This window comes from Sphingobium sp. AP50, from assembly GCF_900109095.1.
Taxonomy (GTDB): domain Bacteria; phylum Pseudomonadota; class Alphaproteobacteria; order Sphingomonadales; family Sphingomonadaceae; genus Sphingobium.
In genome coordinates this window covers 232,240-244,639 of the sequence record NZ_FNYZ01000003.1, presented here as the reverse complement: position 1 = coordinate 244,639, position 12,400 = coordinate 232,240, and the positions used below count along the sequence as shown (strand labels likewise).

Here is a 12,400-nt window from a genome sequence, read left to right as displayed (position 1 = left end):
CGTCGTTCAGTTTGCGGCGATGACGCGCTGGTCGATTTTCCCGAACGGCGATCCGTCTGCACCCCAGGCTTCCATTTGAACGCTATCGCCAAAAGAGAGGAAGGGCGTTTGAGGTTGCCCTGTGCGGATCATTTCAATGGCTCTGCGTTCGGAGAGGCATGAGGACCCAACGGAGGCATAGCCGGCGTTGGAGACGGTGCCAGAACCGATGATGGTGCCAGCGGGCAGGTTGCGGGTCTGCGCCGCATGGGCGATCAGCACATGGAAGCCGAAGGCCATTTCGCGGCCATGGGGATGGCCGAACCACTGGCCGTTGACATGCACCTGCAAGGACAGATGGACGCGGCCATCGGCCCATGCGTCGCCCAGTTCATCGGGCGTCGCGGCGAAGGGCGCGACCGCGCAGGCGGGCTTGGCCTGAACCCAGCCGAAGCCGGTCTTCATTTCGATGGGGGCGATGGCGCGCAGCGACCAGTCGTTGATCAGCAGCAGCAGCTTGACATGGGAAAGCGCATCCTGCGCGCTTGTGCCCATCGGCACCGCATCGGTGATGACGCCATATTCGCCTTCGAAATCGATGCCGTCCGCTTCGCTGGGCAGGGGCACGTCCTGCGTGCCGGACAGGAAACGATCGGACAGCCCCTGATACATCAACGGCCGATCCGTTTCGATCGGCGGAAGGTGGAAGGCCTTCTGCATCAGTTCGCCATGTTGCGGAAAGGCCGATCCGTCAAGCCATTGCCAGGCCCGCGGCAGCGGTGCGAGCAGGCGGCCATGGTCGAGCGGTTCGCCACCGCCCTGTTCCAGCCGGGCGGCGAGCGCGCGCAAATCCGGCTCGGCCGTGGTCCAGCTTTCGATCGCCTGTTGCAGCGTGCCGCCGGCGGGCAGGCAGCGCTGCGCATCGCGCGACACGACGAACAGGGCGCCGTCGGGCGACCCGTCGGCAAGGGTGGCGAGGCGCATGGGCTTACTCTTCGATGATGGCGACGGCGCGGGTCCAGCCAGCCGACGCGCCCTTGATCTTGTGCGGGAAGCAGCTGACGGTGAAGCCGTGGGCGGGCAGCGCCTCCAGATTGTGCAGCTTCTCAAGATGGCAATAGCCGATGTCGCGGCCGGCCTTATGCCCTTCCCAGATGAGCGAGGTGTCGCCGGTCTGCTTGACCTTTTCGGCCGTGTAGCTGAACGGCGCGTCCCAGCTCCAGGCGTCGGTGCCGGTCACGCGCACGCCTTGGCGGGTCAGATACATGGTCGCTTCATAGCCCATGCCGCAGCCGACATTGACGAAATCGGGTCGGCCGAGCGCCTTGCCCGCCGCCGTGTTCACCAGCACGATGTCGAGCGGTTGCAGATCATGGCCGATGCGCGCCAGTTCCGCCTCCACATCGGCGGCCGTGACGACATAGCCGTCGGGGAAATGGCGGAAGTCCAGCTTCACGCCGGGGCGGAAGCACCAGTCGAGCGGCACTTCATCGATGGTGATCGCCCGCTCGCCACCGTCCATGGTCGGCGAGAAATGATAGGGCGCGTCGAGATGCGTGCCATTATGCGTGGTCAGCGTCACCCACTCCGCCGCCGCAAAGCCTTCCCCGCCCGGCGTCTGCTCCGCCGTCACGCCGGGGAAGAAATGCTGGAGTTCCTTCACCGTTTCCTGATGCGTCTCATAGGTGATCCTGGGCCGCATGAAGGGCGGATCGGAGACAACGTCATTGTCCAGCGTGATCGACAGGTCGATGAAGCGACGAGTCATGCCTTTTGCCCTCCAAGCGTTTCAGCGAACCAGTCCGAAATCAGGTCGCGACCATAGGCCATATTGTCGGCGCCGACATGCTCCACGCCGCCTTCGCGGGGGGTGAAGATGACTTTCTCGCGGCGCGGCGAATTGACGAGCTGGTCATAGAGATCGTCGGCATAGGCGACGCTGATCTGGCGGTCATTGGCGCCATGAGTGACGAGGAAGGGCACCTTGATGCTGTCCATATGGCCGTTGAGGTTCATCGCCTCCGACCTGGCGAGGAAATCCTCCTGATCTTTCGCACCGAAGGCCCAGTGGACATGCGCCCAATAATGGGGAACCGGATTCTCGCCCTCGCGCGCCATGCGCTTGTCCTGCACTTCGCGCCAATTGTGGTTCGCGCCCCACACCGCGCCACTGGCGAAGCGCGGTTCATAGGCGACGGCGCGCGGCGCGAAATGGCCGCCCAGCGAAATGCCGGTCATGCCGATCGCTTGTGGGTCCACTTCAGGCTGCTGTTCCAGCCAGTCGACCGCCTTGCTCGCCCAGTTTTCGCTATGCGGATCGACGGGGAGATTCTGGAGGCGCAGCGCCTCCCCGCTGCCTGGCTGATCGACGCACAGGGTGGAAATGCCGCGCCGCGCCAGTTCGGCGGGCAGCCGGGTCCAGTAGAGCAGCTCCTTGCAGCTATCGAGACCGTTGCAGAAGACCACGACCGGCTTCTTCCCCTCACCCGGCGCACGGGTGAACAGCGCGGGCATGGTGCCGGTGTCGAGCGGGATTTCCACACGCTCGCGGTTGATCGCGCCCAATGCAGTCGAGCGATCGAAGGCGTCGCGCGCACGGGCATAGGTCGCCTCACGGCCCGGTGCGCCATGGCCCTGCATGCGTTCGGCGGTGATCAGGTAGAGCGACGCGCGCTCCAGCTTGTTGGAGGCGGAGAAATGGCGGCCCTTCGCCTCGTCTTCGGCGGCGAGGTCGAGCAGCTTGTCGCCCATCGCGGCCCAGGCCTTCATGAACATCGTCGTGCCGGCGTCCGCGCCGCCATCGGCCGCGTCCTTGATCGGCTTGCACATGTCGATGATCTCACCGAGCTGCGCGCCGCTCTCCATCGCGATCGATACCGACAGGTTCCAGATATAGTTGGGGAAATATTCGAATAAGGCCATGGGTTCAGACCTCGACCGCCTGGAACAGACCCTTGTCGGATTCGGGGTGCGGCATGGTCTGCGGACCGCCCACGCCAATGCCCCACTGGTCCATCACCTTCGGGCCGGGAATATGGACCTTCGGCTCATGGCTCTCGAAATCCACATATTCCAGCTCGGACGTATATTCGACAGCGAAGCCTGCGGGCGTGGTGAAATAGCTGAACGTGTTGTTACCCGCAGTGTGACGGCCCGGACCCCAGCGAATGTCGGTGCCTTTCTGGCGCAGGCGGTTGATGCCAACCATCATGTCGTCGACGCTCAGCATGTCGTAGGCGACATGGTTGAGGCACGGCGGTCCGGGCAGGATGGCGATGCGGTGATGCGCCTCGTTGCAGCGCAGGAAGCACATGAAATCGCCCAGCCAGTCCGACACCTTGAAGCCAAGCACATCGCAGAACCATTGCACCAGCGCCTTGTGATCGGGAGAATGTAGCACGAGGTGGCTGATCTTCTGCGGCACGCCTTCCCAATGCACGATCTCGCGCGCGGTGCGCCGCGCCATGTCGCTCGAAATCTCGAACGGCAGGCCGTCGGGCGAAAAGAAGCGAAAGCCATAGCCGCCGCCCAGCGTGTCCAGATCCTTCGGACCAAAGATGATCCGGCATCCCGATGCCGCGACCTTGTCATGCAGCGCATCGACATCGGCCCGGCTGTCCGCCGCTAGCGCGATCACATCGATCCGCTTTTCTTCCGCCGCGCGGAGCCGAACCACATAGCCTTCTTCGCCGCCGTCCGCCGCGAAATAGGCCATGCCGTCCCGCTCGCCAGCCTCAACCAACTGCCACTGCTCAGCATAAAAGGCCCGCTCCGCCGCAACATCAGGCACAGCGTAGCCAACATATCGAATCTCACTAACGCGGCTCATGCAACGGACTCCGAAACGGGAAGGGCAAGGTCAAAGGCGATGTCGGCGGCGGACCGGCCGACGAACAGGCGCGGGGCGGCAATGTCGCGCCATCCATGGCGCCAATATTGCAGGCGGCGTTGCAGCACATCGATCACCACGTCTCGCCGCTCGCCCGCCTGCATATGCAGCTTGGCGAAGGCTACCAGCGCCAGTTCGGGTTCCCGCCGGTAGATTTGCACCACGTCGCTACCGGCGCGGTCGGACCGGTTCTCCACCGTCACCGTGATGCGTCGTAGTCCGTCGCCTCCATCCGGCAAAAGCTGCGCTGCGACGATGGTGATGTCGGCATAGCCGAACCCGGCGCCCAGTGTGTGGCGGGGATCGGCCATGCCGCGATACCCCACGCGCCGTCCTTCCGCATACGTCAGGTTGCCATCAGCATCAGGCTTCAGCGACAGGGCTGGATAATCCTCATCCCGGCGCGCGATCGACACGGGCATGCGCCCGCCCGGTTCACGGTCCCCGGCAAGCACCTGCGCAATCGCCTCGCCAAAACCTTCGCCCGGATACCAGGCGATCATCAACGCAGCGGCCTTGTCCTCCCATGCCGTGTCGAACGCATGGCCGACATTGGCGATGATCGCGGTGCGCGGATTGGCGGCGGTCACCGCGTCGATCAGCGCAATCTGCTCGTCGGCCAGCCGCGTATGGCTACGGTCCTTGCTTTCCACGCTGGCGTCGGACGTTTCACCGACCATCAGGATCACTGCATCCGCCTGCGTCGCCAGATCGACGGCGCGCTTCAGCATGGCTTCCGGTGTGTCGGGGCGGCGGATGCCATACCACAGGCCATGGACGCGGGCAGGATCGTAACAGAACTCGATTTCGATGTTGACGCTCCGCCCCGCCTTCAGCGCGATGGTGGTGCTGCGCGCATCGCCGCTTTTCAGCTTGCCCATCACGTCGGACGACGGGATCGCTTCCTTCTGCGCCAGCACATCCTGCCCATCGACGCGCAGGACGACGGGACCGGTCGCGCCCAGATAGAAGCTATGGTCGCCATCCTGATCGGCCTCGAACACGCCGCTGGCGACGATCCGCGCCGCCTTGTTCAGGGTCGCCATATCGTCATGCACGCCCGTGAACCAGACCAGCGAATTGGTGTCGCGGGTTTCGCTGGCGGTTCTGCGCGCGTCGGCATCCTGCCCGTCATAATAATCGACGGTCATGCCGCTGACATAGCCATCGCCAAGATCGCGCGCTGGGCGGGTGGGCATGGATGGCAGGCGCGGCTGCGGGTCGACGCCCGGCTCATAATCGATCCGGCCATGCGGGGCAAAGCGCGCCAATATCGCGTCCAGCGGGGGCGATGCGCCGGGCGATACAGCGATCTTGGCAAAGGTGCCGCCCTGATAACAGGGGGCCGCCGCATTGGGGCCGATGATCGCGATATGCCTGTCCCGCCCCGGGATGAGGGGGAGGAGATTGTCCTGATTGCGCAGCAGGACGAAACCAGCAGATGCAGCCTCCACCAGCAGGTCTTCGGCCGCCTTGCCGATGATCGGCGCGTTCTTGTTGTCCTTGAACCGGGCGGCCGCGCGGGCGATGCGGGTTGCGGCGTCGGTTATGCGCGCCTCGCTTACATGCCCCTGCGCCACCGCTTCGGCGGCCTTGAAGCCCAGGAAACGCGCCGGGCCGGGCATTTCCAGATCAAGCCCCGCGCTGAGCGTCGCGACGGTGCTGTGGGTGCCGAACCAGTCGCTCATCATGACGCCGGGGAAGGCCCATTCACCTTTGACGATGGTGGTGATGACATGATGATGCTCCGCGCACCATTGCCCGTTCAGGCGATTATAGGCGGTCAGCATGCCGCCCACGCCTGCCTGTGCGCAATGTTCGAACGGCAGCAGATAGATTTCGCGCAGCGTCGCTTCGTCGACCACGGCGTTCATCCGGTCGCGATCGGTTTCGCTGTCGTTGCACACCAGATGTTTGGCGACCGACGCCGTACCGGTCGATTGCAGCCCGGTCGCCCAGGCCGCGCCCAATATCCCGGCGAGCAGCGGTTCTTCGGAATAATATTCGAATGCGCGCCCGGCCAGCGGGCTGCGGGCCAGATTGACGTTCGGGGCCAGCACCATGTCCACGCCGATGCGGATGGCTTCGCCGCCCACCAGTGCGCCGACGCGGCCGTTCAGTTCCACGTCCCAACTCGCGCCCAGTGCCGTGGGGCAGGGGGTGAGTAGTGAGATGTCGCGTTCGTCCACCCGGCCGCTGGCGATGCCCATAGGGCCGTCCGCCATGGCGAGCGAGGGAATCTCCGCATCCGCATAGCCGACCGTGGTCCACATGGTCGCGCCCGCGCTCATCGCGATCCGCTGCTCCAGCGTCAGGGCGTCCGTCATGCGGTATTCTCCATCTGGGGCGTGTCCATGGCGAAGGCGATGATCTGTTGCGCCTGCGCGCGCACCGCGCTGGCGACGCCTTCGTCGCTCAATGTGCCGTCCGCCCCGAACGGTCGCTGTTCCACACTGTTTACGGCGACGCCGACGGGGGTGGGCCAACCGCGCATGGCGTGGACCACGTCGCGCATGGCCGACAATGTGGTGCCACACGCCTGCCATCCCGCCGCCGTCACGACCAGGCCGACCGGCCGCCCGTCAAAATAGACGCGGGCGTCGGCACGCAAATCTTCCAGCAGGTCGATGGCGTTTTTCACCAGACCCGAATAGCCGCCATGATAGCCGGGGCTGCCGATGACGATGCCGTCGCATTCGCGCACGGCTTCGACCAGCGCGCTTTCCTCATCGGTGCGTGCCGGATTTTCGGGATTGAAATGGGGCAGCCGGGCCAGCGCCGGGCCATCAAACATGATCGTCTCGGCGCCCAGCGCCGCACAGTCGGCCAGCACCGCGCGGACGATCTGCTCGCTGGAGGATGCCTGACGAAAGGTGCCGCCAAGGCCGACGATCCGCTTTGCACGGGTCGTAAAAAGACCGGACATTCCACACTCCTCAAATGGGCGGCGCGGCCTTCTTGTGGGCCGCGCTCGCACGTAACACTGTTTATTCCGCCGGTTCGGCAACCTTGAACGCCGGCATCACCTTTTCTGACATCAGACGCAGCGTCTGGTTACCCAGCCGCAAACGTTCCTGCGTCAGCGGGCCGGTGGTGGTGCCGCACAGGATGTTGCCAATGCCCAGTTCTTCATAGGGCTTGAGATGCTCGATCACCGTTTCGGGCGAACCATAGAGGCACCATGTCCCGATCCAGTCTTCGGTCAGGGCATTGGGCGTGCGGTCCGTCTTCTTGTTGGCGGAATCCGCTTCGGCGCGGGCGTTGAACGCCGCTTCGCGTTCGATCGCATCCTGATAGGAGCGCAGGATCACTTCCAGTTCCTCGCGCGCCTGCTCATCCGTTTCGGCGACATGCACGACCTGATAGGTGTGCGTCGTCCAGTCGAGCGCCTGCGCGATCACTTCGGGCGAATGGCCCGCTTCATCCAGCATCTGGCGATAGATGCCGAAATATTTGGACACATGTTTCATTGGTTCGGTGCCGCCGATCTGCGGCGGGGTGAAGGCGGGGATGAAGGCGGGCCAGCCATTTTCGGCGGCGCGGCGGGTGCTGCTTTCCTTCATGGCGACGGGCATCAATCGTGCGTGGCGCGGGCTATATTGCGCAGGTGCGATACGCTGCAACACGCGGCCCTTGTGCGGGCCGTTGTCGATGTCGATCGCCGGGTCTTCCATCCGCTTGGCCCAAAGCTGTTCGGCGACGGCCAGGTTGTTTTCGGAAACCTGCCCGGCTTCCTTGTAGTTGACGCCAAAGCCGATCATTTCTTCGGGCGTGGTACCGCTGCCGACACCGACCAGCAGCTTGCCGTCGGTCAGCTGGTCCAGAATGTTGATCCGCTCGACGAAACGCACCGGGTGGTGCAGCGGCACGGACACGACCGAAAAGCCGAAGTGCATGCGCGGCAGTTTCGCGGCCAGATAGGATGCGAACATGAAGCTGTCCGACGCGACCGGCATATAACCATTGAAATGATGATCAGGCAGGAAGATCGCGTCGAAACCCAGGTCCGATGCCTGCGTGGCGTGATCGGTCAGATCATGGATCAGTTGACGGTCTTCTTCCGCGGCCATCGACCGGGCGTTCAGAAAAACAGAAAAGCGCATTATCCCCTCCACCGCTGCCCCGTGGGCGCTGATATGACGACTTGTTTACATTGGCGGCCAAAGCCGTCAGAATAGAAATCAATTAGAACCAGTGTTCTCATTACCGATAGGGTCATTATGCCGTCAGTGTCAACCGCGAAGTCGAAGAATGATTCTATTTCTGGTCCTGCGGAGGCCAGCCGTGTACCGCAGCAGGGCCGTTCGCGCGCCTCTTACGAACGCATGCTGACCGCCGCTGAAAAGCTGATGGTGAAGCGGGGCAATGACGATTTCACGCTGACCGAAGTGGCGAAGGCGGGGAAGGTCTCAATCGGCTCCATCTATCTGCGCTTCGACAGCAAGGATGACCTGATCCGCGCCGTCCATGGCCGTGTGCTGGCGCAACTGGACGACGAACAGATTTTGATGATGCAGGACATTGCTGACAAGGCGCAGAAGCTGGACGATTTTGCGCGACTGTTCGTCGATTCCTATGCCGAATTGCTCAAGCGCTACAGCGCGGTGCTGCGCCCTATCATGTTCCGGGCGATCACCGACGAATCGATTTCGGCACTGGGCCGCAGCTATGCGGAAAAGCTGACGCAGGAAGCGGAAAGGCAGATGTTGCGCTATGCCGACCAGTTCGGCCGCCCCGATCATGCGCGTCTGGTCGGCAATGCCAATCGAATGATCTATTACACGCTGGCGCGCTATCTGGGGCTGGGATCTTCGCCCGAAGCCGCGCATCAGGGCAATTGGGACGAACTGAAGGAGGATCTGGCGATCATGTGCGCAGCCTTCCTGCGCGCAGGTCCGCTGACGCGCTGACCGGATCGGCCAGCGCGCCGTGCGTCAGCCGATCAAGTCTGTATAGCGCAGTCCGGCGCCGTAGAGTCGGATCACGCCGGGGCCATCCACCAATATGCAAAGCTGAAATCCGAACCGCGTGCTGATCGCCGGTTCCACGGCCATGTCGGCGCGCATCCGCTTTGCGGCGGGGTAGAATTTCCGCCACATTTCCGGCGGATCGAACGGTTCGGGCACGCCGTTCAGCGGCGCGTTGGGTTCGTAGAGATGCCGGCGTTCCATCCCGCCATGATGGACGCAGGCCCAACTGACCTGCGCGCCTTCCTCCGTCTCCCACAGCAACGAAACCTGATCGATGGACCCGCCGGCAGGAACCTGAAACGGGAAATGGAACCAGATTTGCCGGTCGGGGCGGATGCGAAAACTGGAACAGAAACCGCGATGGAATCCGTTTTCGTCCGACCACTGCTTGTCGTCCACCACATCCAGCCAGTCCGGGCCATGTTCCTGCAACTGCACCGCCGCCGGGGCGACCCATATTTCGCGCGTCACGCCCATGATGGTTGCCGGTCCTCACGCCACTTGATGCTGCATCCCGCGCTCGCTCGCTGTGGGGAGGGCGGCGCCTCTCCGTTCAGCAATGCATCGACCGCCGCCCGCATATCTTCCCCCGTCACCGGCAGGTCGGTGCGCAGCGGCGGCAGTCCGGGAACCGGCGGCCGGTTGATCTTCGGACGGCTGGAATCGAACTGGCCCGCGTAGAACAGCGTCCGGTCCGGCCCGAACAGGAAGAAATCTGGCGTGCAGATCGCGCCATAGGCCAGCGCGACCTCCTGCGTTGCATCGTGCAGATAGGGAAAGGTCAGGCCATAATCCTGCACAAAGGCCGCCATATGGGCCGCGTCATCGTCGGGATAGTCGGCGGGATCGTTGGAGGAAATAGCCACTGTTGCCAGCCCCTTTGGCGCATAATGCTTCGCCAACGCTGCCAAATCATCGATGATGTGCAGCACGAACGGACAATGGTTGCAGATGAACGCGACCAGCAGTGCGGGCGACTCCGCGAAATCGTCCAGCGATACGATCTTGCCCTGTATGTCGGGCAGGGCGAAGGGCTGGGCAGGCACGCCCAATCCTTCCATCCGGGACATGCGCAACATGATGATCCCTTTCTGTCGGAAAAATGCTCAGCGCTTTTGCAGGAGGCCATTCACCTCCAGCCAGCTCATGAAACCGTTAATCCAGCCATTGCTGGTGGTTCCGGCTTTCCCCAGGCCAAAGCCATGGCCGCCATCCTGATAGAGATGGAACTCCACCGGTCGCTTCGCCTGCGACCATGCGTCGATCAGGCCGAACCCCTGACTGGCGAAGAAATGGTCGTCAGCGGCCAGCACCGCGAACATCGGCGGCGCGTCGGGTGGTACGTCGCGAGAGGTCAGCCTGCCATAAATGGGCGCGATGAAGGCCGGGCGTTCCCCCGGTTTCGCAGACAGCGTCACGCTGATAGTCGTGAAGGCGCCAGCCGAAAATCCCATCATGCCGACGCGGGCGGGATCGACCTTCCACTGTTTCGCCCGCGCGCGCACCAGCGCCAGCGCGGCAAGGCCGTCGTCGCGCGCAAAATCGGGTGTGTCCTGCGGCGGCCGGATGGACGATGGCTTGCCTGTACGCCCCGCCGTCATTTCGCGCGTGAACACGCCGAAATCACCCGGCGTCGGGACCAGTCGATATTTCAGGACGAACGCGGCGACGCCATGGTCGGCCAGCCACCGGGCGACGGCATAGCCCTCCGTCTCGATCGCCAGGCCCAGAAACCCGCCGCCCGGCGCGACGATGACGGCCGTGCCTGTCGCCTTGGCAGGATCGGGCAGGATAGGGGTCAGCGTGACGGCGGACACGTTGCGGACATTCAGGTCGCCGTTCATGCGAAACCAGTTTTCCGCCGGAACGTCGGGCGCCTGCGGCCCTGTGTTCAGTGGGATGGCTGCGGATTGCGAAGGGGGGGATGCCGGGGCGAACTGAAAGCTGGGCGGATTGTCCGGCCCGGCGGCCATTGCTTGTATCGTAAAGGGCGGAGCCATGGTCATGGCCAGCAGCGCGCACGCCATGCGCCAACGCATGCGTCGGATCATCTCATTCTCTCCCCATCATTGTGCAATCGCCCGCGCTTTTTGTCTTCTGCGGGTTGACGGCATGGCGACGCACTACGCCGCCATGCCGCTAAACATCAGGCGGCGAGTTGCAGTTCGCGGCCGGTCTTCGTCGTGGGAACGAAGGGCAGGTAGGACACGCGCATCCGCACGGCGATGTCCACCTTGTGCGCACCCGGCGTCAGGCCGCCTGCACGCAGGACCGTGACCTTCGCCTTCTCGCCGAAGTTCCAGCGATCGTCATAGACGCTTTCCATCTCGTCCAGCGTCCAGGCACGGCCGCGCACGCTAAAGCGCACATCCTCGCGCGCCACTGGCTCTCCGTCGATGGTCAGGCCGATGTCCTCGATCATCGACAGACCAAGCCCGCGATAATAGGGCAGGCGGGCGAGCAGCGAGAAACCGATGGCTTCGCCACCTTCGACGACATTTTCAAAGCCTTCGTCGCACAGCATCATCTTGTCGAACATGGGTGTGGCTCCTTAAGCAGCGAGGGCAGAGGGGGTGGGTTCGCCGATCAGCGATTTCAGCATTAGCTGCTGGCGACGGACCTGTTCGACGGAATCGACCTCCTGGGCGTCCTCGATCCAGCGGTTCCCTTCATATTCGGAACAGATATAGCCCTTGTAACCGCCCTGCTTCAGCACCTTGACGATTTCGTCATAGGGGATGGAGGGTTCGACCAGATTTTCGTCCATCTGGTAGAATTTGCCATGCACATTGTGGATGCGATGCATGAAATCCAGCATCCGCTTCGGTTCGAACGCGGCATTGTGGCGCAGCGTTTCGGCCATGCCCAGCGCCGGGCCTTCGCCGCCCATCTCGCGCACGTTCAGGATGACATATTCGGACAGGACACGGTCTTCATAGGCCGTTTCGATATAGTCGGCGATCTTCTGCGGCACGCCGTTGCGGATGAAGCGTTCCTTCCACACCGGCGGGAATTTGAACAGGAACATGCCCATATCGGGCAGGAAGCCCAGCGCATCCGAACCCGATTTTTCGAAGGCTTCGGCATGGCGGATGATCCAGGGATGGTCAAAATGCAGCGGCGCGTGCACTTCGATCAGGATCTTGATGTTCTTTTCCTCGGCATAGGGTGCGGCGGCGACCAGTACTTCGGGCGCGATCGACACGAGGGCGCGGATATATTTCATGCCCAGACGCGCGCCGAAGTCGATGTCCTTCTTCACGCTGGCAACCTGCTCTTCGAAGGGCATCATGCGGCCCTTGTAGCGCTTGTAATCCAGCATGAAGTCATGACTGACGGCAACCGCGTCATATTTCGCGATCAGGCTGTGCCATTCATCGATCTTCGCTTCGTCGACGCTCGCTTCGGGCCAGCCCCAGAAGGTCTGCTCACCAATGATTTCGATGCCCAGTGCGCCCATGTCGGCGCAGGCCTTGAAGCAATCCTCCAGGCTCATCTTGCCCTGAAAGGTTTCGTGCTGGAAACTGTAGAGGCTGACGCCCCGTTTGATATCGCTGGTCAT

13 protein-coding genes are annotated in these 12,400 nt (G+C 63.1%); 1 reads left to right on the top strand and 12 read right to left on the bottom strand.

Annotation, left to right across the window (positions count from 1 at the left end; translation table 11 throughout):
• Positions 1 to 6 precede the first annotated feature (6 nt).
• The 7 genes from BMY84_RS09070 to BMY84_RS09040 all read right to left on the bottom strand — a co-directional run bounded on the left by BMY84_RS09070 (position 7) and on the right by BMY84_RS09040 (position 7,971).
• Positions 7 to 963, bottom strand: a complete 957-nt coding sequence (locus BMY84_RS09070; protein ID WP_093083242.1) for a fumarylacetoacetate hydrolase family protein — start codon at positions 961 to 963, stop codon at positions 7 to 9.
• A 4-nt stretch (positions 964 to 967) separates the two neighbouring features.
• Positions 968 to 1,747 (bottom strand): cyclase family protein, encoded by a 780-nt coding sequence (locus tag BMY84_RS09065; RefSeq protein WP_093083241.1) that lies wholly within the window; start codon positions 1,745 to 1,747, stop codon positions 968 to 970.
• Positions 1,744 to 2,901 carry an alpha/beta hydrolase family protein gene (locus BMY84_RS09060; protein ID WP_093083239.1) on the bottom strand — a complete coding sequence of 386 codons (1,158 nt, stop codon included), beginning with the start codon at positions 2,899 to 2,901 and terminating at the stop codon, positions 1,744 to 1,746. Before BMY84_RS09060 ends, BMY84_RS09065 begins: the two co-directional genes overlap by 4 nt.
• A 4-nt stretch (positions 2,902 to 2,905) precedes the next feature.
• Positions 2,906 to 3,808 carry a VOC family protein gene (locus tag BMY84_RS09055; RefSeq protein WP_093083238.1) on the bottom strand — a complete coding sequence of 301 codons (903 nt, stop codon included), beginning with the start codon at positions 3,806 to 3,808 and terminating at the stop codon, positions 2,906 to 2,908.
• Positions 3,805 to 6,195: a beta-glucosidase gene (locus tag BMY84_RS09050; RefSeq protein ID WP_093083236.1), complete on the bottom strand. Its 2,391-nt coding sequence runs from the start codon at positions 6,193 to 6,195 to the stop codon at positions 3,805 to 3,807. The genes BMY84_RS09055 and BMY84_RS09050 overlap by 4 nt, the downstream gene beginning before the upstream one ends.
• Complete coding sequence (locus tag BMY84_RS09045) at positions 6,192 to 6,794, bottom strand: NADPH-dependent FMN reductase (protein ID WP_093083235.1); 603 nt, start codon at positions 6,792 to 6,794, stop codon at positions 6,192 to 6,194. The genes BMY84_RS09050 and BMY84_RS09045 overlap by 4 nt, the downstream gene beginning before the upstream one ends.
• Before the next feature lie 61 nt (positions 6,795 to 6,855).
• Complete coding sequence (locus BMY84_RS09040; RefSeq protein ID WP_093083233.1) at positions 6,856 to 7,971, bottom strand: LLM class flavin-dependent oxidoreductase; 1,116 nt, start codon at positions 7,969 to 7,971, stop codon at positions 6,856 to 6,858.
• Between the two features lie 117 nt (positions 7,972 to 8,088).
• On the opposite strand from BMY84_RS09040, the gene BMY84_RS09035 reads away from it, so the two are divergent.
• On the top strand, positions 8,089 to 8,778 hold the full coding sequence (locus tag BMY84_RS09035) for a TetR/AcrR family transcriptional regulator (RefSeq protein ID WP_256215183.1): 690 nt from the start codon (positions 8,089 to 8,091) through the stop codon (positions 8,776 to 8,778).
• 24 nt (positions 8,779 to 8,802) lie between these two features.
• Here the strand turns inward: BMY84_RS09035 and BMY84_RS09030 are convergent, their stop codons facing one another.
• The 5 genes from BMY84_RS09030 to BMY84_RS09010 form a co-directional block, all read right to left on the bottom strand.
• Positions 8,803 to 9,315 carry a hypothetical protein gene (locus BMY84_RS09030; protein ID WP_093083230.1) on the bottom strand — a complete coding sequence of 171 codons (513 nt, stop codon included), beginning with the start codon at positions 9,313 to 9,315 and terminating at the stop codon, positions 8,803 to 8,805.
• Entirely contained in the window at positions 9,306 to 9,917 is a 612-nt protein-coding gene (locus tag BMY84_RS09025) for a thioredoxin family protein (protein WP_093083229.1), read from the bottom strand. Before BMY84_RS09025 ends, BMY84_RS09030 begins: the two co-directional genes overlap by 10 nt.
• A gap of 27 nt (positions 9,918 to 9,944) precedes the next feature.
• Positions 9,945 to 10,889 carry an alpha/beta hydrolase gene (locus BMY84_RS09020; RefSeq protein ID WP_256215182.1) on the bottom strand — a complete coding sequence of 315 codons (945 nt, stop codon included), beginning with the start codon at positions 10,887 to 10,889 and terminating at the stop codon, positions 9,945 to 9,947.
• 95 nt (positions 10,890 to 10,984) lie between these two features.
• Positions 10,985 to 11,377, bottom strand: a complete 393-nt coding sequence (locus tag BMY84_RS09015) for a C-glycoside deglycosidase beta subunit domain-containing protein (RefSeq protein ID WP_093083227.1) — start codon at positions 11,375 to 11,377, stop codon at positions 10,985 to 10,987.
• 12 nt (positions 11,378 to 11,389) lie between these two features.
• Positions 11,390 to 12,400, bottom strand: a complete 1,011-nt coding sequence (locus tag BMY84_RS09010; protein WP_093083226.1) for a sugar phosphate isomerase/epimerase family protein — start codon at positions 12,398 to 12,400, stop codon at positions 11,390 to 11,392.